Here is a 22,725-nt window from a genome sequence, read left to right on the forward strand (position 1 = left end):
TGTCGGGGAGACGCGAAAGCCGCACGCGCGGGACCGAAGGAGGAGGAATGTCGGACACGCTCGCCCAGAGAATGGGAGTGCAGCCCGGCGACCGGCTGCTCATCCTCAACGCGCCCGAACGCTACCTGCGGCTGCTCGAACCGCCGCCCGACATCCACATCGACCTCGGCCCCATCGAGGGCGCCGAGTACGACGACGTCCACCTGTTCGCCCTGGACCGGGGGACGGTCGACCGGGAGACACCCCGGGTGTGGGAGGTCATGGGCCCGCGCACCCGCCTGTGGATCTGCTACCCCCAGCGCGGGGGCACCATCATCACCGACCTGGCCGCGGACAAGGGGTGGGACCTGCTCGTGGACGCCGGCTGGCGCGGCACCGTCCAGGTGCCGATCGACTCGGACTGGGCGGCACTGCGCTTCGAGCGCGGCTGAGTCCCTGCCTCGTCCTTGCCGGTGCAGGCGCCGTTCCCGCGACCAGTCGTCACCCGCGCCACGTGACTCGGGCTGTGGGGCCGTCCGCGGTCACGGACGGCCCCACAGCGGTTCGGACGCCCACGCCCCCGCGCCGGTTCCGGTCAGTCCACCGTGAGCGTCCCGCTGACGGTGTTGGCGTCGATGTGCGCCTCCGCGTCGGGCGAGGTGTCCACGTCGACGGAACGGCTGCCGGAGACGGACTCGCCGGTGACCCGGTAGGTGCCGTCGGGGACCTCCACGCTGCTGTTGCCGCTGACGGAGTCCAGGGAGAGCAGGTCGAAGGCGTCCTCGGTGGCGACCTCGATGTTGCCCGAGGTGGTGGACACCTCGGCCGTGGTGAACCCCCCGCCCACGGACACGCTGCCGCTGGTGGACTCGGCCTCCACCGCGTCGGCCTCGAACTCCGACAGGTCGAGGCTGCCCGAGACCGTGGACACGTCCAGGCTCGCGCCCGCGCCCGCGGCGGTGACCGATCCGCTGGTGGTCTCGACGTCCGCCGAGCCCTCCACACCGGCCAGTTCCACCGCGCCGGCGGTCGACTCCACCTCCACGTCCCCGGCGTTGCCGTCCACGTCCACGCTTCCGCTGGTGGTGGACAGTTCGAGCTCGCCGTCCACGTTGCTGACGGTGATCGGTCCGCTGCGGGTCTCGACGGAGACGGCCGTGCCCTCGGGGACGGCGACCGTGTAGTCCACCGCGCACTGGCCGATGAACGGGACGCCCTCACAGTGCGCCTCCACGTCCACCCGCCCCTCGTCCTCCTCGACCTCGTCCACGGGCTCCTTCAGCGGTGAGCCGTGCATCTGCCGTTCCAGGACCATCTCCGGACCGCTGCCGCCGGTGACCTCCACCGCGCCGTCGGTCCCGTTCTCGATCACCACCTCGGTGGGCGCGTCGAAGGTCTCGACCTGGCTTCCCCGGTCCAGCCCGACCCGGCCCAGGACCGCGACGGCGGTCACGGCTCCCACGGCGGCCACGAGGACCAGCCCCAGGAGCAGCCACAGTCCCACGCGGGACCGGCGGGGCTCCTTGCTCGACGAGGCGTACAGGCCCCGTGCCTTGAAAGTCACTTCGTTCCTCTCCCGAAGGCTCGCGCCTCCTGACTGGTCGTCGGTCACGGCTGGTCGGAGCCGCGCAGGTAGCGCAGGACCGCCTGCACCCTGCGGTGGTCGTGGTCGTCCTGGCCCAGGTCGAGCTTGGTGAAGATGGAGCGGATGTGCTTCTCCACGGCCCGCTCGGTGACGGTGAGCCGCGCCGCGATGCCCGCGTTGTTCAACCCCTCGGCCATGACCCCCAGGACCTCGGCCTCCCGGGGCGAGAGGCGCTCCAGGGCGCTGTCGCGGCGGCGGCTGAGCAGCTGCGTGACCACCTCGGGGTCGATCGCGGCGCCGCCTCCGGCCACGCGCTTGAGCACGGCCAGGAACTCGTCGATGTCGGCGACGCGGTCCTTGAGCAGGTAGCCGACCTTCGTGGACCCCCCGCCCAGCAGGTCGGCGGCGTAGCGGCTCACCACGTGCTGGGACAGCAGCAGCACGGCCACCTCGGGGTGCTCCCGGCGGATCCGCACGCCCGCCTGGATGCCCTCCTCGGAGAACGTGGGCGGCATCCGGATGTCGACCAGGCACAGGTCGACGTCCGGGTGCTCCTCCACGGACGCCAGAAGGGCCTCGGCGTCGCCGACCTGGTCGACGATCCGGACCCCCGAGTCCTCCAGCAGCCGCGCCATGCCGCTGCGCAGCAGGACCGAGTCCTCGGCGATGATGACGCGCGGCCCGGCCGCTTGCTCCTGCGTGCTCGACACGCTGTGCACGGTCATGCCTCCCATGGGATGTCTGCGGTCAGGACGGTTCCGCCGCCCGCGGGGCTGTGCACGCTCAGGGTGCCGTCGACGGCGTCCAGGCGGTCCCACAGCCCGTACAGGCCGGTTCCGGACTCGGGGTCGGCGCCGCCCACGCCGTCGTCGGTGACGGTGAGCCGCAGGAGGTCGCGGCGCCCGCGAGCGGCACCGCGCACCCGCTCGGCGGCGATCGTGACCTCGTGGGCCCGCGCGTGTTTGGTGACGTTGTTGAGCGCCTCGCACGCCGCGTAGTAGGCGACCGCCTCGGCGCGGGGGGAGGGGCGCTCCTCCAGGTCGATGTCGACCCGGACGGGGACGGGTGCGCGACCGGCCGCCACCGGCAGGGCCGAGGCCAGGCCGTGGTCGGTCAGGACCCGGGGGTGCAGGCCGCGGGCGACCTGGCGCAGCTCGTCCATGACCTCCTTGGACTCCCGCTGCGCCTCGGTGATCAGCTCCAGCGCCTGTGCGGGGTCAGAGGCCACGCGCGCGCGGGCCCGGGTCAGGGTCATGGTCAGCGCGAGCAGGCGCTGCTGCGCTCCGTCGTGGAGGTCGCGCTCGATCCGGGTGCGCTCGGCCTCGGCGGCGTCGACCATCCGCAGCCGACTGTTCTGCAGGTGCATGAGCCGGCGGCGCACGCGGACCTCGGGCGCGTCGAAGAGCAGCACGCGGTGCAGCAGGACCTCGGTGGCGACCAGGTACGGCGTCAGCCGCAGTCCCACCAGGGCGGCGAGCGCGCCGACCAAGACCAGCAGGAGCGGGCCGACCAGGTCGGCCGCGCTGCCCAGGAGGAGGACGAAGGCGAGGCCGAGCAGCGCCGCGGCCGCGGACGCCGCGCCGCACACCACCAGGACCACGACCAGGCCGCCGGCCAGCAGCCCGTGGAGGCCGGCGATCGTGGTGTAGGCGACCATCGACCAGGCATCGCGGCCGAACACGAAGCGCCAGGTCCGCAGCAGCGGGGTGTCGTCGGCCAGCGGGTCGGGCGCACCGCTCTCCACGATCCCGAACACCGTGCCCAGCCGTCTGCGCTGCACGGCGCAGCCCAGCCTGGCGGTCAGGGTGGCCGCCGGCGGCATGAGGACGACGAAGACGACCACGTCCACCACGAGCTCGTGCCAGACCCGGATGGGCAGGGCCTCCTGCCAGGGCGTGGCGATCGTGAGCCCGATCCAGGTCGCCGACACCACGAGGATGAAACCCGGCACGAGGTAGAACAGGGCCAGGGCCAGGGAGGTCATGAGGTGCAGGACCTCGATCGACCGCGCCTTCCAGGTGGGGCCGTGATCGACGGTCACCCGGGGCAGGGCGGAGAAGAGCCGCGGGAGGGCCCTGCCTCCCGTGCTCCGCACGCCGCCGCCGGTGTTCTGTTCGGTCACCTGTCCAATCTAGGATTTCCCGGCCCCGCGGGACGAGGTCATCACCACGAGAGGTCGTGGTGGTGTGAGCACTACCGGGCACCGGGGCGGCGACGAGGGAGGGGACGGACATGGATGCGGCGGGTGTGCCGGTGGGGCCGGTCCTGGACGACGTGGGCCGGATCAACCCGTTCTTCCGCGTGGGCGTGCGGGCCGGGGAGCCGGGGCTGCGCCCGGTGGCCGACTGCACGGCCGAGGAGGCCGCCAGGCAGGTGGCGCACGTGCGCGAGCGCCTGGCAGCGGCGTCGGGGGGCGGCCCCGCGTCGGTGGAGTGGCGGGTGGCCGCCTCGCTGTTCCACCAGGGGCTGGCCACCCGGCTGCTGGCCCCGGTGCTGGCCGCCGGGCTGTGCCACGGCGTCCTGCTGGACGCGCGGGCCTTCGGCTGGCGTCCGGGCGCCCCGGTCGAGCCGGTCACCCGCCAGCGGAGGGCGCCGCGCGTACGCGGGGGTACGGCGGGTGTCGCGGACTGGGTCCACGCGACCGTGGTCACGGGGGCGGCGGCCCGCGTGGCGGAGTCGCTGACGGCGGCCGGACGGGTGGCGCCGGGGCTGCTGCGGGGGAACACGGCCGCGGCGCTGGCCGGAGCCGTCCGGGCCCTGGGGGCGGACCGCCCCGGGGTGCGCGCCGCCGCCGAGTCCGTGGCACGGGACCTGCTGGCCCGGCCGGCCCTGGCGGGCACCGGCGGCTACCGGGGTGTGGACGCCGCAGGGCTCGCGGTGTTCCGGCGCAGCACCTGCTGCCTGTACTACCGGCTGCCCGGGGGCGGCCTGTGCGGCGACTGCGCCCTGCGCGACTGAGGGATCCGGGGCGGGGCGGGCGGCCCCGCCCCGGTGCCGGTCAGCTTCCCTGGGCGGCGCGGCGGAGCGTGTCGATGTCGATCCTGCCCATCTTCAGCAGCGCCTCGGTCGTCCGGCGCCGCCGCTCGGGGTCGGTGTCCCGTGTCATCTCCATCACCTCGGCGGGCACCACCTGCCAGGAGACGCCGAAGCGGTCCTTGAGCCACCCGCACTGGCTCTCCTGGCCGCCCTCGGTGAGCCGCTCCCAGTAGTAGTCGACCTCCTTCTGGTCGGCGCAGGCGATCTGGAAGGACACCGCCTCGTCGAAGGTGAACTCCGGGCCGCCGTTGAGCGCGGTGAACGCCTGGCCGTCCAGCTCGAACTCCACGGTCAGCACCATGTCGGCCGGGCGCATGCCGCCGGGGCCGAAGTAGGTCGTCTCCAGGACGCGGGAGTTCTCGAACACCCCGACGTAGAACTCCGCGGCCTCCTCGGCCCTCGTGTCGAACCACAGGCAGGGCGTGATCCTGCTGAACTCGGCCATGGTCTCGTCCTTGGGTTGTAGGTGTCTGCCCACCACGTTCCTCGCCCGGACTGACTCGCGCGACCCCCGGAACTCATCGGCCACCCGGATTTTCCCGACGGCCCACCGCATCTTGACCCGACTCGATTGGCGTCTCATATGATGAGAACCAGATCTCAATAATAGAGATGAAGGTGTATCGTCGCAGGCGTCGGAACGTGTGACCCCCAACGACGAGGACGGACCCCATGTCCCGCTACACCCACGGCCAGCACCGCTCGGTGACCGACTCCTACCGCTGGCGCAACGCGGAGAACTCCGCCGCCTACGTGCTGGACGAGATGGTGCCCGGCCGTTCCCTGCTCGACGTGGGCTGCGGACCCGGCAGCATCACCGCCGACCTGGCGGCCCGCGTGGCCCCCGGCCCCGTCACGGCGGTCGACTCCTCCCCCGAGGCCGTCGAACTGGCCCGCGATACCGCACGCGAGGCGGGCAACGACGCCATCGACTTCCGGGTCGCCGACGTGCACGATCTGGACCTGCCCGACGGCTCCTTCGACATCGTGCACGCCCACCAGGTGCTGCAGCACGTGGCCGACCCGGTGCGGGCGCTGGCCGAGATGCGCAGGGTCGCGGCCCCCGGCGGGATCGTCGCGGCCTGCGACAGCGACTACTCGGCCATGTACTGGTACCCGCTGCTGCCCGAGATCCGGGAGTGGATGGACCTGTACCAGCGGGTCGCCCGCGCCAACGGCGGCGAGCCCGACGCCGGCCGCCGCATGGTCGCCTGGGCCCGCCGGGCCGGGTTCACCGACGTGACCTACACGACGGAGGTGTGGAACCACTCCGCTCCCGAGCGCCGCGCCTGGTGGGGCCGGATGTGGGCCACGCGCATCCTGGAGTCGGACATGGGCCGCCAGGCGGTCGCCGAGGGTTTCGCCACCCGCGAGGACCTGGAGCGCATCTCGGCCGGGTGGACCGCCTGGAGCGAGGACCCCGACGGCGTGTTCGCGGTGCCCCGCGGCGCCATCGTGTGCCGGGTCTGAAAGTCGTGGGACCTCCCTGGGCCGAACCGCTCCCCGGGAGGCCCCACGGGTCAGCCGTGCCTGCGGGCGCGCAGGACGGCGTCGCTCATGGCGACCTCCCGCCCGTCCGCGACGGTGACCGTGCGGGACCTGGTCTCGGCGGTGACCACCTCCCACTCGCGCGGGTCCAGGGCCCGCGCGATCTCCTCCGCCGTGACGTGGGCGCCTGCCACCCCGGCGTGCGGAGCCCGCGAGTGCCGGTCCGACGGGTGGTGGCCGACCACCAGGAGCGTGCCGCACGGCGCGACCGCCTCGCCCAGGCGGCGGTACAGCTCCTGGGGCGGGCCCTGCGGGTGCGCGTAGTGGCTGCACACCAGGTCGAAGCGCTCCCGGGGTGTCCAGTCGGTCAGGTCGGCCCGGACCCACGCGATCCGGTCGGCGACATCGCGGTCCAGGCCGGCGGCGTGGCGGCGCGCACGCTCCAGCGCGCCCTCGGCGATGTCCACCGCCGTCACGCGCCAGCCGCGCGAGGCGAGCCAGAGGGCCTCGGTCCCCTCGCCCGCGCCCGCGTCCAACGCCGTTCCGGGAGGCAGGTCCCCGGTCTCGGCCACCAGCTGAGCGTTGGGAGCCCTCCCGTGGAAGGGCTGCCCATGGCCGTGGCCGTGCCCCTCGTAGCGCTGCTCCCAGTAGGCGCGGCTGAACTCCTCGGGCATCGCGGTCCCCCCTCCGTCCCTCACCGTCCGTGGCGCCGATCGCCCAGGACCCGTGCGCTCACCCGCGACTCCGACTCGGGCGAGAACGGGTCCTCGTACACCGCGACCGCCCGCTCGGCCTCCTCGGCGACCAGGTCCGCGTTGATCCGGGCCCCGGCCAGGGCGCCCGCCGACGCCGAGGCGCCGACCTGTGCCGCCAGGTCGGCGACGTTGCCCGCGGCCCACACGCCGGGCACGTCCGTTGCTCCGGTGGCGTCGACGGCGATGTGCTCGCCCATCCCCGAGGGGTGGGCGCTCGGGGCCAGGCCCAGCCCGGACAGGAACCCCGCCCGGGCCGCCATCCGCGGCGCCACGGCCAGCGCCTGGCGCCCGACCACCGTGCCGTCGTCGAGACGCACGCCCGACAGGCGCCCCTCCTTGGTCTCCAGCCCGGCGACCTCGCCCGGCACCACGGTGATGCCGCGCGCGGCCAGCTTCCGCGCGTCCTCCGGGCCCGGCGGCTCCGCGGTGTGGGCGAAGAACACGACGTCGTCGCTGAGCTGGCGGAAGAGCAGTGCCTGGTGCACCGACATCGGACCCGTCGCGAGCACGCCGACGGCCCGGTCCCGGACCTCCCAGCCGTGGCAGTACGGGCAGTGCAGGACGTCGGTGCCCCACAGCTCCCGCACCCCGGGCACCGGCGGCAGGTCGTCGACCAGCCCCGTCGTCACCAGCAGCCGCCGTGCGCGCACCGCGCGGCCGTCGGCCAGCTCCACGGAGAACCCCGTCTCCTCCCGCGTCGCGGAGACGACCTCGCCCTCCACCACGTGGGCCCCGTAACCGCGCACCTCCGCCCGGCCGCGTTCGAGCAGTTCCGCGGGCGGAGTGCCGTCCAGGGCCAGCAGTCCGTGGACGGCCCCGGCCGGAGCGTTGCGCGGGGCTCCCGCATCGATCACCGCCACCGAGCGGCGTGAGCGGGCCAGCATCAGGGCCCCGTTCAGCCCGGCGGCACCGCCGCCGACCACCACCACGTCGTAATCGTCTCCCAGACGATCGGTCATCTCGACCACCTCCACGACCACCATGCGGGCCGACCGCGAGAATCCACAAACTCTCTTGCCGATATGGCAAAGTGCACCTATGGACCACGAACTCGACCAGGCCCTCGACAGTGTCGGACCCCGGCTGCGGGCCCTGCGGCGACAGCGCGAGACGACGCTGACCGACCTGGCCGCGGCGACCGGCATCTCGGTGAGCACCCTGTCCCGGCTGGAGACGGGCGACCGGCGGCCCACCCTCGAACTCCTGCTCCCCCTGGCCAAGGCGCACGGCGTCTCGCTCGACGAACTCGTGGACGCCCCGCCCACGGGCGACCCGCGCGTCCACCTGCGCCCGGTCACCGGCAACGGCATGACGATGATCCCGCTGACCCGCCGGGCGGGCGGTATCCAGGCCTACAAGATCGTCCTGCCGAGCGATCGAGCCCGTTCCGAACCCGACCCGCAGACCCACGAGGGCTACGAGTGGCTCTACGTCCTCAACGGGCGGCTGCGGGTCATCCTGGGCGAGCACGACCTGGTGCTCGGCCCCGGCGAGGCGGCCGAGTTCGACACCCGCGTGCCGCACTGGTTCGGTACCGCCGACGAGGAGTCGGTGGAGATCCTCAGCCTCTTCGGCCGCCAGGGCGAGCGGGCCCACCTGCGCGCCCGCCCCAAGGCCAGGCGCCCCTCCGAGGACGCCGACCAGGAACCGGTGTCGTAGACGGTCACGCGGACACCCCGGGCGGTGGCGACGACACCCCGCGCGTCCTTGGCGCGCCCGCCCGCGCGGGGATATCGTCGACTCCCGTGCGGACACCGCCGTTCCCGCTGGAGGTACCTTGTCCGACCTACCGATCGGCTACTGGCTCAAACACCTGGACCGGCTCATCGAGAACGATCTCGACCGCACCCTGGCCGCCGAGTCCCTGGGGCGCCGCCACTGGCAGGTGCTCACCTCCCTGCACACCGAACCGGGCACGATCGCCGACCTGGACCGCAGGCTGGCCGCCTTCCTGGAGGAGGACGAGCCCTCGGTCGCCCCCGTCGTGGACGAACTGCGCGCACGCGGCTGGATCGAGGGCCTGGTCGCCCTGTCCCTGTCGGTCCAGGGCGAGGCCGCGCACGACGCCCTGTTCGAGAAGGTGCAGGGCGCGCGCCGCCGCCTGGCCCAGGGCATCAGCGCCGAGGAGTACCGCGCCACCGTCGACGTGCTGGAACGGATGGCCGCCAACCTCGAACGCGGCTGAACACGCCCCGGGTCCCGGTCACGCCCGGGGCTCCAGGGCGTGGGGGATCGGGTTGACCTCGCCCGCATCGACCCACAGCACCTCCAGATCGGGGGCCACCGCCCGGGCGGTCTCGTCCAACCGGTGCAGGAGCGCGGACACGGGCAGCGCGCGCACGCCCAGCTCCGCGGCCAGGCGCCGGTGGGTCTCGTCACGGGAGCGCAGGTAGGCGCTGAGGTGGCGGGCTCCGGGCGGGTTCTCCTCCTCGTCGACGGCGATGTCCTGGGCGACCATCTCGGCGTGCTTGGCCGTGGCCGCCGCGGGGCCCTGTGTGGCCAGGGTGTGGGACACACCGATGAGGTGGGGCACTCCGATGAGCAGCTCCACCGCCTCGGCCAGGTCCCGGCCGAGCACCAGCACGCTCTCGGCGTCGTCGTAGTAGAAGACGGGACGCCGCTCGTCCCCGCCGCAGAGCTGGAACGACTCGCCTCCGGCGGTGGTGGCCAGGCCGGTCAGCGGCTCGCCCGACGCCAGGGCCAGCGGCACGGCGCCGGCGTCTCCCGCCCGGTCCAGGTAGCAGTCGTGCCAGCTCAGGACGTCATCGGCCAGCTCACTGCCGCGTAGCCGGGCCAGCAGCCCCGCGGCCGGGGTGTCCTCGGCGGGGTGGTCCGTGCCGGTGAGGCCGTGGTCGTCGGTCATGCGTGCTCCTGTCGGTGCCCGTGCGCGGTCGGGGGGTTGGACGCGCGGTCGGGCATGCGGGTTCCGCGGACGGCCCCGGGCGGGGCGGACTCAGGTCACATCGACCGGCAGGTCCTTGACGAGTTCGACGAACTCCAGGTCGGAGCGCTTGGGCAGGCCGAAGGCCTCGTCGCCGTAGGGGAAGGGCTCGGTCTTGCCGGTGGCCTTGTACCCGCGCCGCTCGTACCAGGCGATGAGCTCGGTGCGCTGGCGGATCACCATCATCCGCATGCGCCGGCTGCCCCAGCCGGCCGCGGCGGAGCGCTCGGCCTCGGCGAGCACGATCCGGCCCAGACCGCCGCCCTGCCGTCCGGGGCGCACCGAGAACATGCCGAAGTAGGCGTCCTCCCCCTCGCGGCGCATTTCGCAGCACGCCACGAGGTCGCCGTCGACCTCGGCGACCAGCAGCCGGGTGTCCGCGCGGTCCAGAAGGGCCCGGACGCCCTCGGCGTCCACGCGCTGGCCGTCCAGCAGGTCGGCCTCGGTGGTCCAGCCCTGCTTGGAGGAGTCGCCGCGGTAACAGGCGTTGACCAGGTCCACCAGGGCGGGGACGTCGGCGGGGGCGGCGTCGCGGTAGGCCGGTTCCGGTCGGGCCGGGTCGTGGTGGCTGCTGGTCACGCTGTCCTCCTGCGCCGTGGGTGTGTCGCGATCCAGTATCGCCACTCCGCGGGTGCCGGCGCGCACCGGGGCGGAGGTCGGGCGCAGGGCCGCTCCAGCGCGGCCCCGACGCGGCACAGGGCGGTGGTGCGGACCCCACCACCGCTCCTCGTGTGTACAGGCCCGACTTTCGGCCCCCGCGGGCGTAGCTTCGATGCCATGGACACGACCGACACACCGTTCGCCCGCCTGGCCGCCGAGACCCGCTACGTGCTGCTGGGCTTCCCTGTGGCCGTGGTCTCCTTCGCCGCGGTCCTGGCGGGACTCGCCGCGGGCGCCAGCTCGGTCGTCGCGGTCGTGGGCCTGTTCGTCCTGGCCGGCACCCTCTACGTCGCCCGCGCGACCTCCCACCTCGACCGCGTCCGCCTGGCCGACGTGGCCGGAGGCCCCGTCGAGCGCCGCCCCTACCGCTCCCCCGCGCCGCACGCCGGTGCCCTGCGCCGGGCGCTGACCCCGCTCTCGTGCCCCCAGAGCTGGCTGGACGCCCTGTACGCCGTCGTGCGCTTCCCGGTCTCGGTGGTCGCCTTCGTCCTCACCGCCGCTTGGTGGGCCGGAGCCCTGGGCGGCCTGCTCCACCCCGTGTGGGGGTGGTCGCTCTACGCCGTCCCCGGCTACACCGACGTGGGCAGCCGCGTCTTCCCCGAGTCCCCGTTCCTGGCCACCACCCTGATCCACATGGTGGCGGGCGCGCTGTTCACCCTGACCGCGCCGCTGGTGGTGCGCGCCTGCGCCCAGGCCGAGGCGGGGCTGGCCCGTGCCGTGCTCCTGGCTCCCGAGGACGCCGGAGTGCGCGTGCGCGCCGCCGCCGGGCCCTCGCCCGAGCCCGTCCAGGTCCCGCCGCGCGTGCCCAGCTCCGTCTGAGGGGCCCGGTTCGGCCTCAGCGCCCCCGGTAGAGCTCGGTGAGCAGCGCGACCGCTCCGTGGGTGGCCGGGTGGGGGTCGTGCCGCCGCCACAGCAGGCGCACCGGGACGGAGGGGGCGTCGCGCACCAGGCGGAAGACGACCCCGTCGCGCCGGTACTGCGTGGCCGTGCTCTCCGGCGTCATACCGACCCCGCGTCCCGCGGTGATCGCGGACAGCCAGTCGTCGATGTCGCCGGTGTGCTCCACTTCGGGCCGGCGGTCCTGCGGCCACAGGTCCAGGGTGGTCGTCCCGGTGCGGCGGTCGACCAGCAGGACCCGCTCGGCCACGTGCGCCAGGGTCAGGGAGCGCCGCCGGGCCCAGGGGTCGTCGGCGGCCAGGGCGCAGTAGCGCCTCTCGTGGCCGACGACCGCCCCCTCCAGCCGGCGGTCGTCGACCGGGGCGCGGACGACCGCGATGTCGCACAACCCCTCGACCAGTCCTCCCGTCGGGGCGTTGGCGCGGACCAGTTGCAGGTCGATGTCGGGGTAGCGCTCGGCCCACCGGCGCTGGAACCGGGCGGTGTGGCGCCCCATCGCCGACCACGCGTGTCCCATGCGCAGCCGGGTGTGCCCGGAGACCGCCTCGCGCACGAGGTCGTCGGCGCCGGCCAGCAGGTGCCGCGCGCGGGCCAGGACCTGCACGCCCGCGGTGGTGGGGGCGACCTCCCGGCTGGTGCGGTGCAGCAGGCGCACGCCCAGGATCCGCTCCAGGGCGGCCACGTTGCGCGAGACCGCCGCCTGGGAGAGGCCGAGGTCGAGCGCGGCGTCGGTGAAGGTGCCCGCGTCCACGACGGCGACCAGGCAGCGCAGGTGGCGTAGTTCGACGTCCATGACTCCAGCGTATGGATGGGCGCAAGCATGCATTTTGCGCATCCGATCGGGGGGCCCATGCTCGCTGGCATGGAGACTTCGACGCGACGATCGGGCCGGGCGACCGGCGTGGCCCTGATGCTGGCCGGTGGGCTCTCGAACCAGGTCGGCGCGGCCACGGGTGCGCTGGCCTTCGGGGCGATCGGCCCGACCGGGGTGGTCGCGGTCCGCCAGTGGGTGGCGGCCGTGGTGCTGCTGTCGGTGGGTCGGCCGCGCCTGGCCTCCTTCACCCGGGCCCAGTGGTGGCCGGTGCTGGGGCTGGCGGCCGTGTTCGCGACGATGAACCTCACGCTGTACCTGTCGATCGACCGCATCGGTCTGGGGCTGGCGGTGACCCTGGAGTTCCTGGGGCCGCTGGCGGTCGCCCTGGCGGCCTCCCGCAGGCCGACCGACCTGCTGTGCGCGCTCTCGGCCGCCGGGGCGGTGGCCGTGCTGATGCGCCCCCAGCCCGCGACCGACCACATCGGCATCGCCCTGGGCCTGGCGGCGGCGGTGGGCTGGGCGGCCTACATCCTGCTGAACCGGACGGTGGGGCGACGGCTGCCGGGGGTGGAGGGTTCGGCGGCGGCCGCGCTCGTCTCCGGGCTGCTGTTCGTGCCGGTGGGCGCCGCGGTGTTCGTCCTGCACCCCCCGACCGCGGGCGCGCTGGCCTGCGCGGCGGCGGCCGGTGTGCTGTCCTCGGCGGTGCCCTTCCTGGTCGACCTGCTGGCGCTGCGCCGCGTCCCCGCGCGGTTCTTCGGGCTGTTCATGAGCGTGCACCCCGTCCTGGCCTCCCTGGTGGGACTGGTGGTCCTGGGCCAGGTGCTGACCCTGGTCGAGTGGCTGGCGGTGGCGGCGATCGTGGGGGCCAACGCGGTGAGCGTGCTCTCCGCGGCGCCCCGCCGGCCCAGGGCCGCGGCGGGCCGGGACGCGCGCGCCCGCGACGGGAGTTGACCTCAATAAATGTTGAGGTTCTAGGGTTCCGGTCAACAGCCCCAACCCGTCCGGTGGTCGAACATGAGCATGGAAATGGCCGCGTGGAACTCCGTGTACCACGCGATGCACGCCCGGGAGGACCAGCGCCCCTTCTCCCTCCCCGTCCTTCGGCGCATCGCCGCCTTCGCCCGCCCCCACACACGCCACCTGGCCTGGTTCCTGGCGCTGAGCGTGGCGAGCGACGTCCTGGCCGTGGCCTCCCCGCTCCTGGCCGGGCGGGTGGTCAACACCATCGTCGACGGCGGCGCGCTACGCCCCGTCCTCCTCCTGGCCGGGCTCATCGCCGCCGTGGCCGTCGCTGAGGCCGGGCTGGGCCTGGTCGTCCGGTGGCTCTCGGCCCGCGTCGGCGAGGGCCTCATCCTGGACCTGCGCACCACCGTCTACGACCACGTGCAACGCATGCCGGTCGCCTTCTTCACCCGCACCCGCACCGGCGCCCTGGTCAGCCGCCTCAACAACGACGTCATCGGCGCCCAGCGCGCCTTCAGCGACGTGCTCTCCGGCGTGATCAGCAACCTGGTCACCCTCGTCCTGGCCCTGGCCGTCATGATCGCCCTGTCCTGGCAGATCACCCTGCTCGCGCTCCTGCTGCTGCCCGCCTTCGTCCTGCCCGCCCGCCGCATGGGCGCCCGTCTGGCCCGGATCGAACGCGAACGCACCATCCACAACGCCGCGATGGGCACACAGATGACCGAGCGCTTCTCCGCGCCCGGAGCCACCCTGGTCAAGCTCTTCGGCCGCCCCCGGGAGGAGTCCGCCGAGTTCGCCCGCCGCGCCGGCCGCGTCCGCGACATCGGCGTGCGCACCGCGATGGTCCAGGAGGTCTTCTTCACCGCCCTGACCCTGGTCTCCGCGCTCGCGCTGGCCCTGGTCTACGGACTGGGCGGCTTCTACGCCCTGCGCGGCCAGCTCGACGCGGGCACCGTGGTGTCCATGGGCATGCTCCTGACCCGCCTGTACGCACCCCTGACCGCCCTGGCCGGGGCCCGCGTCGAGGTGATGAGCGCCCTGGTCAGCTTCAGCCGGGTCTTCGAGGTCCTGGACCTCACGCCGCTCGTGGACGAGAAGCCCCGGGCGCGCTCCGTGCCCGAGGGGCCCGCCGCCCTGGAGTTCGAGCACGTCGAGTTCTCCTACCCCACCGCCGACAAGGTCTCCCTCGCCTCCCTGGAGGAGGTCGCCACCCTGGACACCGCCGACCACGGCCCCGTCCTGCGCGACGTGTCCTTCCGCATCGAACCCGGCCAGACCGTCGCGCTGGTCGGATCCTCCGGCGCGGGCAAGTCCACCATCGCCCAACTGGCCCCGCGCCTGTACGACACCGACGCCGGAACAGTCCGCCTGGGCGGCGTGGACGTGCGCGACCTGAGCTTCGACTCCATCCGCGCCACCCTGGGCATGGTCACCCAGGACGGCCACCTCTTCCACGAGAGCATCCGCGCCAACCTGAGCCTGGGCCGCCCCGAGGCCACCGACGCCGAGATCTGGGACGCCCTGCGCCGCGCCCGCCTGGACGACCTCGTCGCCGCCCTGCCCGACGGCCTGGACACCGTCGTCGGCGAACGCGGCTACCGCTTCTCCGGCGGCGAGCGCCAGCGGCTGACCATCGCCCGCCTGCTCATCACCGGCCCCGAGGTGGTCATCCTCGACGAGGCGACCTCCGCCCTGGACTCCACCTCCGAGGCCGCCGTCCAGGCCGCCCTCACCGAGGCCCTGCGCGGGCGCACGGCACTGGTCATCGCCCACCGGCTCTCCACGGTCCGCGCCGCCGACGCCATCCTCGTGGTCGAGGCCGGACGGATCGTCGAGCGCGGCACGCACAGCGAACTGCTCGCCCGGAACGGCCGCTACGCGCAGCTGTACCGGACCCAGTTCGCCACCGGCGAGCCCGAGCCCGTCGCGAAACCGGTCACGGCGCACTGATCCGGACCCCGTCTCCCCGGTGGCGCCACACCGGGGAGACGGCCGCACGCGGGGGGCCTGCGGCACGTCCGCGCCGGTCGGTGGCATGCTGGCGGTCGACCATGACCGTTCCCGGCGCCGTCCCGGGCGCCTGGGAGGGAGAGCGACGTGACAAGTCGGCCGAGCCGGCGCGGTACCGGGCAGACCCTGCTGGCCGTGGCCGCGGGTGGAGCCCTGGGCGGCAGCGCCCGCTACGCCCTGCTGCTCCTGGCGCCCCACGACGGCGCCGGTTTCCCCTGGACCACCTTCGCCGAGAACGTCACCGGATCCTTCGCCATGGGCGCCCTGGTCGTCCTCGTCACCGAGGTCGCCCGGCCCCACCGGTTGCTGCGCCCCTTCCTCGGCGTGGGCCTGCTGGGCGGCTTCACCACCTTCTCCACCTACGCCGTGGACATCGTCGGCCTGGTCCGGGCCGGATCCCCCGGCACCGCCCTGGCCTACCTGCTCGCCACCGTGGTCGGCGCCCTGGCGGCCGCCTGGGCGGGTATGGCACTCACACGCGCCCTGGCCGCCTGGCGCCGGGCACGCTCCGCCGACCCGTCGAGGAAGGACACCCGATGACCGGCACGGCCCTGCGGCTGACCGTCTACGTCAGCGACAGCGACAGCGACACCTGGCACGGCAAACCCCTGTCCACCGAGATCGTGCACCGCGCGCACGCGGCCGGACTGGCCGGGGCCAGCGTCTTCCACGGCATCGAGGGCTACGGCGCCTCCCACCGCGTCCACACCACCAGGGTCCTGGCGCTGTCGGAGGACCTGCCCGTGGCGGTGGTCGTCATCGACGCACCCGAACGCGTCCGCGCCTTCCTGCCCCGGCTGGAGGAACTCGGCACCGAGGGCCTGATCACGCTGGACGAGGTGGAGATCGTCTCCGGCCCGGAGCGGGGCACCGGCCAGTGAGCGCGGCGATCGCGGCCGCCGTCGCGGCGGGCTCGGCGCTGGGCGCCGTCGGCCGCTACCTCATCGACCGGTTCGTCCAGTCCCTGGGCCCCACGGTCCTGCCCTGGGGCACCTTCACCGTCAACACCGGCGGATCGCTGGTGCTCGGCCTGGTCGTGGCCGCCGCGGCCTCGGGCGCCCTGCCCGGCGCGGCGACCGCCGCCCTGGGCACCGGCTTCTGCGGCGCGCTGACCACCTTCAGCACGCTCAGCTACGAGACCCTGCGCCTGGCCGAGTCCGGGGCCCGCGGCTACGCCGCCCTCAACGTCGTGCTGACCGTCATGGCGGGGCTGGCCGCCGCCTCCCTGGGCTGGTGGGCGGGGTTCGCCCTGCTGGGGTGAACCGGAACCGGGGGCTGGAGCCCGAAGGGGCCGACGAGGTAGGCTGGTCACCGGCGCGGTCCCGCGCCCAACCCCCGGCTTCGACGCCCACGCCGTCGGCCCTGACGGGGGCAAAGGGGACTGTGAGTCCTCGGGACGCCGGCATGAGGTGCCCCACCGGCGGGCGGGGAAGGCGTGGGCTTTCGCCGCTGTCGCCGAGGAGCCGCCATGACCAGGCAGAAGTCCTTCAAACAGCGCGTGCGCACCCGGATGGACAAGACCGGGGAGAGCTACACCGCCGCGCGCGCCCACCTCGTCGGCCGGGGCGGGGAGCCCACCGCCCCGGAGCCCGCGACCACGACCGCCGGGCCCGCTTCCGAGCGCCCGGCCGCGACGCCCCCGACGACCGCGGCGATCAGCAGCCGCGTCTCCGACGAGGCCCTGCGCCGCGGCACCGGGCGCGGCTACGACGCGTGGTTCGCCCTGCTCGACGCCTGGAAGGCCACCGAGCGCACCCACACCGAGATGGCCGCGTGGCTGGTCGGTGAGCACGGGGTCGGCGGCTGGTGGGCCCAGACCGTCACCGTCGCCTACGAGCAGGCGCGCGGACTGCGCGTCCCCGGCCAGAAGAAGGACGGGTTCTCCTGCACCGTGAGCCGGACCATCGACGTCCCCGCCGAGCGGGCCTTCGCCGCCGTGGCCGAGGAGGCCGGGCGCGAGCGCTGGCTGCGGGGCCACGCATTGTCGGTGCGCACGGCCAACGCCCCCAAGCGGCTGCGCGCGGACTTCGACGCCGGCACCCGGCTGGCCTTCGAGTTCACCGCCAAGGGCCCCGCCAAGACGGTGGTCGCCCTGGAGCACTCCAAGCTCGCCGACGCCGAGGAGACCGCCCGCTCCAAGGCGCTGTGGAGGGAGCGGCTGGGCCGGCTCAAGGCCCTGCTGGAGCAGGACCCGAGCTGACCCGCCGCCGCTCCTACAGGCCCAGGTAGGCGCGCAGGTGGCGGGCGGTGAGCGTGTCACCGCCCGCCACCAGGTCGGCCGGCGTGCCCTCGAAGACCACCCGCCCGCCGTCGTGCCCGGCCCCCGGGCCGAGGTCGATGATGTGGTCGGCGTGCGCCATCACGGCCTGGTGGTGCTCGATGACCACGACCGTGTTGCCGTCGTCGACCAGGCGGTCCAGCAGCGCCAGGAGCCGGTCCACGTCGGCCAGGTGCAGGCCGGTCGTGGGCTCGTCCATGACGTAGACCGCCGCCTGCCTGGCCATGCTGATCGCGAGTTTGAGCCGCTGGCGCTCGCCTCCCGAGAGCGTGGTCAGCGGCTGGCCCAGCCCGAGGTAGCCCAGCCCCACGTCGTGCAGCCGGTTCAGGATGGCGCGCGCGTTCCCGCCGGGGAAGAAGTCGCGCGCCTCCTCCACCGACATCGCCAGCACCTGGCTGATGTTGCGGCCGCGCAGCTCGTGGGTGAGGACCTCGGCCCGGAACCGGCGCCCCTCGCACTTCTCGCACGTGGTGGCGACCCCGGCCATCATCGCCAGGTCGGTGTAGATGACGCCCGCGCCCTTGCACTCGGGGCACGCTCCGGCGGAGTTGGCGCTGAACAGCGAGGCCTTGACGTTGTTGGCGCGCGCGAAGGCCGTGCGGACGGGGTCGAGCAGGCCGGTGTAGGTGGCCGGGTTGGAGCGGCGCGACCCGCGGATCGGCGACTGGTCGACGACCACCACGTCCTCGCGGCCCGGCAGCGCCCCGTGGATGAGTGAGCTCTTGCCCGACCCGGCCACGCCCGTGACCACGGTGAGTACGCCCAGGGGCACGTCGGCGTCGACGTCGCGCAGGTTGTGGGTGTTCGCGCCCCGGATGGGAATGGAGCCCCGGGGCTCGCGGGTCCGGGCTCGCAGGGTCGCGCGGTGGTCCAGGTGGCGGCCGGTGAGCGTGCCCGAGGCCCGCAGGCCCGCCACGTCCCCGGTGTACATGACGCGCCCGCCGTCGGGGCCCGCGCCGGGGCCCAGGTCCACGACGTGGTCGGCGATGGCGATGGTCTCGGGCTTGTGCTCCACGACCAGGACGGTGTTGCCGTTGTCGCGCAGGCTCAGCAGCAGCGTGTTCATCCGCTCGATGTCGTGGGGGTGCAGCCCCACGGTGGGCTCGTCGAAGACGTAGGTGACGTCGCTGAGGCTGGAGCCCAGGTGGCGGACCATCTTGACCCGCTGTGCCTCACCGCCGGAGAGCGTGCCCGACTCCCGGTCCAGGCTCAGGTAGCCCAGGCCCACCTCCACCAGCGACTCCAGGGTGTGGCCGAGGTTGTCCACGAGCGGCTTGACGGAGGGCTCGTCGATGGAGCGTACGAAGCGGGCGAGGTCGTTGATCTGCATGGCCGAGCACTCGGCGATGGTGCGCCCCTCGACCGTGACCGACCGGGCCTGGGCGTTCAGGCGCGAGCCCTCGCACGCCGGGCAGGTGGAGAAGGTCACGGCCCGGTCCACGAACGCGCGCAGGTGGGGCTGCATGGCGTCGCGGTCCTTGGACAGGATGGTGCGGCGCACCTTGACCACGAGGCCCTCGTAGTTGAGGGAGTGGCGGCCGACCCTGACCTTGGTGGCGCCCTGGTGCAGGAAGGTCTCCCATTCCTCGGGGGTGTAGTCGCGCAGTCTGCGGTCGGCGTCCAGCAGCCCGGAGTCGGCCATGACCTGCCAGTGCCAGTGGCCGACGGCGAAGCCGGGGACGGTGATGGCGCCCTCGTTCAGGGACAGGTCGCGGTCGAAGAGCTCGTCGAGGTGGATCTGGTCGGTGCGGCCCAGACCCTCGCACTCGGGGCACATGCCCTCGGCGCTGTTGAAGCTGAACGCGCTGGAGGGCTCCAGGCGCGGGGTGCCGGCGCGGCTGAAGACGATGCGGAGCATGGCCGCGGTGTCCGTGGCGGTCCCGACCGTGGATCGGGAGTTGGCGCCCATCCGCTCCTGGTCGACGATGATGGCCGCGCTCAGGTTGCGCAGGCCGTCCACGTCCGGCCGCCCCAGGCTGGGCATGAAGCCCTGCACGAAGGTGCTGTAGGTCTCGTTGATGAGCCGCTGGGACTCGGCGGCGATGGTCCCGAAGACGAGCGAGGACTTTCCGGAGCCGGAGAGCCCGGTGAAGACGCTCAGACGGCGCTTGGGGATGTCCAGGGACACGTCGGCGAGGTTGTTCTCCCTGGCCCCTCTGACCTGGATGGTGTCGTGGGTGTCCGCCATGGCGATGGGTTCGGAAGGCACACTGCTCCTCGGAAATCCTTATGCGGTAAACTGACGGCCTGCGAACATTAGTTTATCCACTAAGGAGATGCAAGTGGTCATCTACGCCGGACAGAGTGACGTCCGCCGCTCCATGGCCCTGCTGTGGCGCGCGTCCCAGGCCCCGGACGAGCGGACCGCCCCGGGGCCCAAACCCGAACTGAGCGTCGACCTGGTCGTGGACACGGCGATCGCGGTCGCCGACGAGCAGGGCATGGGCGCACTGTCCATGAAGGCCGTCGGCGCACGCCTGGGCCGCACAGCGATGTCGCTGTACACCTACGTGGCCAGCAAGAACGAACTCGTCGAGCTGATGTACGACCAGGCCTTCGGTGAGCTGGCCGAGGCGGCCGAGCAGGCGCGGGCGCGGCCCTGGCGCGAGGCCGTCACGGACTGGGCCCAGCGCCTGTGGGACTTCTACCTGCGCCACCCCTGGACGCTGGAGGTCTCCCAGGCCCGTCCGGTCCTGGGGCCCAACGAGTACCGGGTCTTCGAGTCGGTGGCCGCCGTCCTGGAGGAGGCGGGCCTGGCCCCCGACCAGATCCGCAGCACCTTCGGCAGCCTGTTCACCATGGTCCGCGGCTTCGTGCAGACGGCCGCGGAGTCCCGCCAGGCCGCGGTCGTCACGGGCCAGCCGGAGGACGAGTGGTGGTACGGGCGCTCCGGACAACTGGAGGAGGTCGCGCCCGACTTCGCCGCGCGGTTCCCCGTGCTGTCCCGAATGGCCGAGAGCGGAGCGTTCAGCAACGAGGACCCGAACGAGCCCTACCTCGAACAGGAGGCGTGGGAGACCTTCCGGTTCGGGCTGGAGGCCCTGCTCGACGGCGTGGCCGCCCGGATCGGCCCGGCCACGCCCCAGGTGTATTGACCACGGAGCGCCCGGGCGGGATGCGGTCGGCGCCCGGCGCGCTGTGCGCCGCCGAGCGTCGACCGGGTGGAGCGCATCGGTTCAGCACCGGCTACAGGCCGGCCGTGACCCGGATGTCGCGCGGGATTCGGGCTACGCCCAGGCGCAGGTCCGGTGTCGGTGGAGCGCTCCCAGCAGGCGTAGGATCATCGGTCATGGAGACACGCGAACTCGGCCGTACACGCACGCCCGTCGGGGCCGTCGGCTTCGGCGCCTGGCAGATCGGATCAGCCTGGGGCGAGGTCAGCGAGAGCGACGCCATGGCCGCCCTGCACGCCGCGGTGGAGGACGGCGTCACCTTCGTCGACACCGCCGACGTCTACGGCGACGGGCGCAGCGAGCAGCTCGTGGGCCGGCTCCTCAAGGAGTACCCGCACCTGACCGTGGCGACCAAGATGGGCCGGCGCCTGCCCCAGGAGACCGGGAACTACAACCCCGGCAACCTCCGCGTCTGGAACGACGACTCCCGCCGCAACCTCGGCGTGGACACCCTCGACCTCGTCCAGCTGCACTGCCCGCCCCCGGCCGTCATCGCCACCGACGCCGTCTTCGACGACCTGGACGGCATGGTCGAGGAGGGCCGGATGAAGGCCTACGGCGTGTCGGTGGAGACCTGCGACGAAGCGCTCGCCGCCATCGCCCGCCCGAACGTGGCCACCGTCCAGATCATCCTCAACGCCTTCCGCCACAAGCCGCTGGAGCGGGTCCTGCCCGCAGCGCGCGAGGCCGGAGTCGGCATCATCGCGCGCGTGCCCCTGGCCAGCGGACTGCTCAGCGGCCGCTACACCCGGGACACCACCTTCGGCGACGACGACCACCGCACCTTCAACCGCCAGGGCGAGGCCTTCGACAAGGGCGAGACCTTCTCCGGCGTCGACTTCGCCACCGGGCTGGAAGCCGTCGAGCGGCTGCGGCCCCTGGTGCCCGAGGGCGCCACCATGGCCCAGTTCGCGCTGCGCTGGATCCTGGACCAGGAGGGGGTGAGCGTGGTCATCCCCGGTGCCCGCAACGCCGCCCAGGCCCATGCCAACGCGGCCGCGGAGCAGCTGCCGCCGCTGGACGAGACCGCCCTCGCGCGCGTACGCGAGGTCTACGACGAGCTCATCCGGCCCCAGGTCCACCACCTGTGGTGAGCACCGCTCCCGCGGCGCGCCGCGCCGGATCGCGCACCGCCTGACCGCTCGGGCCCGGGACCGGGGGTCCCGGGCCGCGTGCGCGGGCTCAGCGGGCCAGCAGCTCCCGCAGGGCCTTGACCACCCCGGCCGGGTCCTCCTCGGCCATGAAGTGACCGCTGGTCACGGTCGAGTGGCGCAGGTCCGCCGCCCACCGCGACCACACCGCCGCCGCGTCGTAGCCCAGCGCGGCGCCCCAGTCCTGCTGGAGCACGCTCACCGGCATCTCCAGGCGGCGACCGGCGTCCCGGTCGGACCGGTCGTGGTCGACGTCCACACCGGCCGAGGCCCGGTAGTCGGCCACGATCGAGGGCACCGCGCCGCGGCAGGCGTCCAGGTAGGCGGTACGCACGTCGTCGGGGATCGCGCCCGCGTCACCCGCCCACAGGTCGAGGAAGTGTCCGAAGAACGCGTCGGCGTCGGCGGCGATCATCCGTTCGGGCAGCCCCGGCGGCTGGGCCATCAGGTACAGGTGGAAGGCCACCGCGGCGTCGGCGCCGTGCAGCACCTCCCACATGTCCAGGGTCGGCAGGACGTCGAGGCAGGCCAGGTGACTGACGGTCCCGGGGTGGTCGAGCCCGGCGCGCAGGGCCACCAGGGCCCCGCGGTCGTGTCCGGCCAGGGCGAAGCGCTCATGGCCCAGTGCGCGGGCCAGGGCGACGACGTCGGCGGCCATGGTCCGCTTGGAATAGGTGTCGGCGCCGTCCTCTTCGGGCTTGTCGCTGGCACCGTATCCGCGCAGGTCGGGGCAGATCACGGTGTGGTCGGCGGCCAGGTCGGCGGCGACGTGGCGCCACATCAGGTGGGTCTGGGGGAAGCCGTGCAGGAGCACGACGGGGCGGCCCGCCCCGCCCACGGCCGCGTGCAGCGACACCCCGTCGGCGACACGGACGCTCTGGTACTCGAATCCGGCAGGCATCATGGTTCTTCTTCTCCTTCGTCGACGAACCGGTACGTGCAGCGTGCCCGTCGCGAATGAGCAACCGATGAGCGCGCGCCCCGCCAGGGGCCGA

Annotated in this window: 25 protein-coding genes; 14 read left to right on the plus strand and 11 right to left on the minus strand. The window is 73.7% G+C overall.

The window, feature by feature from the left end; genetic code table 11:
• Positions 1-47 precede the first annotated feature (47 nt).
• Positions 48-431: a hypothetical protein gene (locus tag ADL05_RS13900; RefSeq protein WP_053617371.1), complete on the plus strand. Its 384-nt coding sequence runs from the start codon at positions 48-50 to the stop codon at positions 429-431.
• A 143-nt stretch (positions 432-574) separates the two neighbouring features.
• Here ADL05_RS13900 and ADL05_RS13905 read toward each other — a convergent pair whose 3' ends face one another.
• Genes ADL05_RS13905 through ADL05_RS13915 form a run of 3 tightly spaced genes read right to left on the minus strand, consistent with a single transcriptional unit; the run spans position 575 to position 3,548 of the window.
• Complete coding sequence (locus ADL05_RS13905) at positions 575-1,543, minus strand: DUF4097 family beta strand repeat-containing protein (RefSeq protein WP_053617372.1); 969 nt, start codon at positions 1,541-1,543, stop codon at positions 575-577.
• A 44-nt stretch (positions 1,544-1,587) separates the two neighbouring features.
• Positions 1,588-2,298 (minus strand): response regulator transcription factor, encoded by a 711-nt coding sequence (locus ADL05_RS13910; RefSeq protein ID WP_053617373.1) that lies wholly within the window; start codon positions 2,296-2,298, stop codon positions 1,588-1,590.
• Positions 2,286-3,548 carry a sensor histidine kinase gene (locus ADL05_RS13915; protein ID WP_053617446.1) on the minus strand — a complete coding sequence of 421 codons (1,263 nt, stop codon included), beginning with the start codon at positions 3,546-3,548 and terminating at the stop codon, positions 2,286-2,288. The genes ADL05_RS13910 and ADL05_RS13915 overlap by 13 nt, the downstream gene beginning before the upstream one ends.
• 248 nt (positions 3,549-3,796) lie before the next feature.
• On the opposite strand from ADL05_RS13915, the gene ADL05_RS13920 reads away from it, so the two are divergent.
• The gene (locus ADL05_RS13920) at positions 3,797-4,522 is read left to right on the plus strand and encodes a (2Fe-2S)-binding protein (protein ID WP_053617374.1); all 726 of its coding nucleotides are present in this window, start codon (positions 3,797-3,799) and stop codon (positions 4,520-4,522) included.
• A 40-nt stretch (positions 4,523-4,562) separates the two neighbouring features.
• Here the strand turns inward: ADL05_RS13920 and ADL05_RS13925 are convergent, their stop codons facing one another.
• The gene (locus tag ADL05_RS13925; RefSeq protein WP_053617375.1) at positions 4,563-5,045 is read right to left on the minus strand and encodes a VOC family protein; all 483 of its coding nucleotides are present in this window, start codon (positions 5,043-5,045) and stop codon (positions 4,563-4,565) included.
• A gap of 227 nt (positions 5,046-5,272) precedes the next feature.
• On the opposite strand from ADL05_RS13925, the gene ADL05_RS13930 reads away from it, so the two are divergent.
• The gene (locus ADL05_RS13930; protein WP_053617376.1) at positions 5,273-6,070 is read left to right on the plus strand and encodes a class I SAM-dependent methyltransferase; all 798 of its coding nucleotides are present in this window, start codon (positions 5,273-5,275) and stop codon (positions 6,068-6,070) included.
• Positions 6,071-6,120: 50 nt separating this feature from the next.
• Here ADL05_RS13930 and ADL05_RS13935 read toward each other — a convergent pair whose 3' ends face one another.
• Together ADL05_RS13935 and ADL05_RS13940 are read right to left on the minus strand one after the other, a co-directional pair.
• Positions 6,121-6,762, minus strand: coding sequence for a bifunctional 2-polyprenyl-6-hydroxyphenol methylase/3-demethylubiquinol 3-O-methyltransferase UbiG (locus tag ADL05_RS13935; protein WP_053617377.1), 642 nt, complete (start codon positions 6,760-6,762; stop codon positions 6,121-6,123).
• Positions 6,763-6,782: 20 nt separating this feature from the next.
• Positions 6,783-7,802 (minus strand): NAD(P)/FAD-dependent oxidoreductase, encoded by a 1,020-nt coding sequence (locus tag ADL05_RS13940; protein ID WP_197285793.1) that lies wholly within the window; start codon positions 7,800-7,802, stop codon positions 6,783-6,785.
• A gap of 79 nt (positions 7,803-7,881) precedes the next feature.
• Between ADL05_RS13940 and ADL05_RS13945 the strand changes: the two genes are divergently transcribed.
• Positions 7,882-8,502 (plus strand): helix-turn-helix domain-containing protein, encoded by a 621-nt coding sequence (locus ADL05_RS13945; protein WP_053617378.1) that lies wholly within the window; start codon positions 7,882-7,884, stop codon positions 8,500-8,502.
• Between the two features lie 118 nt (positions 8,503-8,620).
• Positions 8,621-9,028: a MarR family winged helix-turn-helix transcriptional regulator gene (locus ADL05_RS13950; protein ID WP_053617379.1), complete on the plus strand. Its 408-nt coding sequence runs from the start codon at positions 8,621-8,623 to the stop codon at positions 9,026-9,028.
• An 18-nt stretch (positions 9,029-9,046) separates the two neighbouring features.
• On the opposite strand, the gene ADL05_RS13955 is transcribed toward ADL05_RS13950, so the two are convergent.
• Both ADL05_RS13955 and ADL05_RS13960 read right to left on the minus strand, forming a co-directional pair.
• Positions 9,047-9,706, minus strand: a complete 660-nt coding sequence (locus ADL05_RS13955) for a hypothetical protein (RefSeq protein ID WP_053617380.1) — start codon at positions 9,704-9,706, stop codon at positions 9,047-9,049.
• 90 nt (positions 9,707-9,796) lie between these two features.
• Positions 9,797-10,363, minus strand: coding sequence for a GNAT family N-acetyltransferase (locus ADL05_RS13960; protein WP_053617448.1), 567 nt, complete (start codon positions 10,361-10,363; stop codon positions 9,797-9,799).
• Positions 10,364-10,561: 198 nt separating this feature from the next.
• Between ADL05_RS13960 and ADL05_RS13965 the strand changes: the two genes are divergently transcribed.
• Entirely contained in the window at positions 10,562-11,263 is a 702-nt protein-coding gene (locus ADL05_RS13965; RefSeq protein WP_053617381.1) for a sensor domain-containing protein, read from the plus strand.
• A gap of 16 nt (positions 11,264-11,279) precedes the next feature.
• Here ADL05_RS13965 and ADL05_RS13970 read toward each other — a convergent pair whose 3' ends face one another.
• Positions 11,280-12,134 carry a LysR family transcriptional regulator gene (locus ADL05_RS13970; RefSeq protein WP_053617382.1) on the minus strand — a complete coding sequence of 285 codons (855 nt, stop codon included), beginning with the start codon at positions 12,132-12,134 and terminating at the stop codon, positions 11,280-11,282.
• Between the two features lie 69 nt (positions 12,135-12,203).
• On the opposite strand from ADL05_RS13970, the gene ADL05_RS13975 reads away from it, so the two are divergent.
• The 6 genes from ADL05_RS13975 to ADL05_RS14000 all read left to right on the plus strand — a co-directional run bounded on the left by ADL05_RS13975 (position 12,204) and on the right by ADL05_RS14000 (position 17,328).
• A complete protein-coding gene (locus ADL05_RS13975; RefSeq protein WP_082376393.1) occupies positions 12,204-13,106 on the plus strand; it encodes a DMT family transporter in 903 nt (300 codons plus the stop codon).
• 63 nt (positions 13,107-13,169) lie between these two features.
• Positions 13,170-15,068: an ABC transporter ATP-binding protein gene (locus ADL05_RS13980; RefSeq protein WP_053617384.1), complete on the plus strand. Its 1,899-nt coding sequence runs from the start codon at positions 13,170-13,172 to the stop codon at positions 15,066-15,068.
• A 147-nt stretch (positions 15,069-15,215) separates the two neighbouring features.
• Positions 15,216-15,668 (plus strand): CrcB family protein, encoded by a 453-nt coding sequence (locus ADL05_RS13985; RefSeq protein WP_053617385.1) that lies wholly within the window; start codon positions 15,216-15,218, stop codon positions 15,666-15,668.
• A complete protein-coding gene (locus tag ADL05_RS13990) occupies positions 15,665-16,009 on the plus strand; it encodes a DUF190 domain-containing protein (protein WP_053617386.1) in 345 nt (114 codons plus the stop codon). The genes ADL05_RS13985 and ADL05_RS13990 overlap by 4 nt, the downstream gene beginning before the upstream one ends.
• Complete coding sequence (gene crcB / locus ADL05_RS13995) at positions 16,006-16,389, plus strand: fluoride efflux transporter CrcB (RefSeq protein ID WP_231640743.1); 384 nt, start codon at positions 16,006-16,008, stop codon at positions 16,387-16,389. Before ADL05_RS13990 ends, crcB begins: the two co-directional genes overlap by 4 nt.
• A 207-nt stretch (positions 16,390-16,596) precedes the next feature.
• Positions 16,597-17,328 carry a DUF4287 domain-containing protein gene (locus ADL05_RS14000; protein WP_053617387.1) on the plus strand — a complete coding sequence of 244 codons (732 nt, stop codon included), beginning with the start codon at positions 16,597-16,599 and terminating at the stop codon, positions 17,326-17,328.
• 13 nt (positions 17,329-17,341) lie between these two features.
• Here ADL05_RS14000 and ADL05_RS14005 read toward each other — a convergent pair whose 3' ends face one another.
• Positions 17,342-19,594: an excinuclease ABC subunit UvrA gene (locus tag ADL05_RS14005; protein ID WP_053617450.1), complete on the minus strand. Its 2,253-nt coding sequence runs from the start codon at positions 19,592-19,594 to the stop codon at positions 17,342-17,344.
• A gap of 94 nt (positions 19,595-19,688) precedes the next feature.
• Here ADL05_RS14005 and ADL05_RS14010 point away from each other — a divergent pair, with 94 nt between their 5' ends.
• Both ADL05_RS14010 and ADL05_RS14015 read left to right on the plus strand, forming a co-directional pair.
• Positions 19,689-20,501: a TetR/AcrR family transcriptional regulator gene (locus ADL05_RS14010; protein ID WP_053617388.1), complete on the plus strand. Its 813-nt coding sequence runs from the start codon at positions 19,689-19,691 to the stop codon at positions 20,499-20,501.
• 194 nt (positions 20,502-20,695) lie between these two features.
• On the plus strand, positions 20,696-21,673 hold the full coding sequence (locus ADL05_RS14015; protein ID WP_053617389.1) for an aldo/keto reductase: 978 nt from the start codon (positions 20,696-20,698) through the stop codon (positions 21,671-21,673).
• A gap of 88 nt (positions 21,674-21,761) precedes the next feature.
• On the opposite strand, the gene ADL05_RS14020 is transcribed toward ADL05_RS14015, so the two are convergent.
• Positions 21,762-22,634 (minus strand): alpha/beta fold hydrolase, encoded by an 873-nt coding sequence (locus ADL05_RS14020; RefSeq protein ID WP_053617390.1) that lies wholly within the window; start codon positions 22,632-22,634, stop codon positions 21,762-21,764.
• Between the last annotated feature and the right edge of the window lie 91 nt (positions 22,635-22,725).

Source organism: Nocardiopsis sp. NRRL B-16309, from assembly GCF_001279585.1.
In the GTDB taxonomy this organism is placed as follows: domain Bacteria; phylum Actinomycetota; class Actinomycetes; order Streptosporangiales; family Streptosporangiaceae; genus Nocardiopsis.

Bases quoted from the DNA above. Each gene is read 5' to 3' on its own strand.
- ADL05_RS13900 (WP_053617371.1), top strand. From the start codon at position 48: ATGTCGGACACGCTCGCCCAGAGAATGGGAGTGCAGCCCGGCGACCGG.
- ADL05_RS13910 (WP_053617373.1), bottom strand. From the start codon at position 2,298: ATGGGAGGCATGACCGTGCACAGCGTGTCGAGCACGCAGGAGCAAGCG.
- ADL05_RS13915 (WP_053617446.1), bottom strand. From the start codon at position 3,548: ATGACCTCCCTGGCCCTGGCCCTGTTCTACCTCGTGCCGGGTTTCATC.
- ADL05_RS13920 (WP_053617374.1), top strand. From the start codon at position 3,797: ATGGATGCGGCGGGTGTGCCGGTGGGGCCGGTCCTGGACGACGTGGGC.
- ADL05_RS13925 (WP_053617375.1), bottom strand. From the start codon at position 5,045: ATGGCCGAGTTCAGCAGGATCACGCCCTGCCTGTGGTTCGACACGAGG.
- ADL05_RS13930 (WP_053617376.1), top strand. From the start codon at position 5,273: ATGTCCCGCTACACCCACGGCCAGCACCGCTCGGTGACCGACTCCTAC.
- ADL05_RS13935 (WP_053617377.1), bottom strand. From the start codon at position 6,762: ATGCCCGAGGAGTTCAGCCGCGCCTACTGGGAGCAGCGCTACGAGGGG.
- ADL05_RS13940 (WP_197285793.1), bottom strand. From the start codon at position 7,802: ATGACCGATCGTCTGGGAGACGATTACGACGTGGTGGTGGTCGGCGGC.
- ADL05_RS13945 (WP_053617378.1), top strand. From the start codon at position 7,882: ATGGACCACGAACTCGACCAGGCCCTCGACAGTGTCGGACCCCGGCTG.
- ADL05_RS13955 (WP_053617380.1), bottom strand. From the start codon at position 9,706: ATGACCGACGACCACGGCCTCACCGGCACGGACCACCCCGCCGAGGAC.
- ADL05_RS13965 (WP_053617381.1), top strand. From the start codon at position 10,562: ATGGACACGACCGACACACCGTTCGCCCGCCTGGCCGCCGAGACCCGC.
- ADL05_RS13970 (WP_053617382.1), bottom strand. From the start codon at position 12,134: ATGGACGTCGAACTACGCCACCTGCGCTGCCTGGTCGCCGTCGTGGAC.
- ADL05_RS13975 (WP_082376393.1), top strand. From the start codon at position 12,204: ATGGAGACTTCGACGCGACGATCGGGCCGGGCGACCGGCGTGGCCCTG.
- ADL05_RS13980 (WP_053617384.1), top strand. From the start codon at position 13,170: ATGAGCATGGAAATGGCCGCGTGGAACTCCGTGTACCACGCGATGCAC.
- ADL05_RS13990 (WP_053617386.1), top strand. From the start codon at position 15,665: ATGACCGGCACGGCCCTGCGGCTGACCGTCTACGTCAGCGACAGCGAC.
- ADL05_RS14000 (WP_053617387.1), top strand. From the start codon at position 16,597: ATGACCAGGCAGAAGTCCTTCAAACAGCGCGTGCGCACCCGGATGGAC.
- ADL05_RS14005 (WP_053617450.1), bottom strand. From the start codon at position 19,594: ATGGCGGACACCCACGACACCATCCAGGTCAGAGGGGCCAGGGAGAAC.
- ADL05_RS14015 (WP_053617389.1), top strand. From the start codon at position 20,696: ATGGAGACACGCGAACTCGGCCGTACACGCACGCCCGTCGGGGCCGTC.
- ADL05_RS14020 (WP_053617390.1), bottom strand. From the start codon at position 22,634: ATGATGCCTGCCGGATTCGAGTACCAGAGCGTCCGTGTCGCCGACGGG.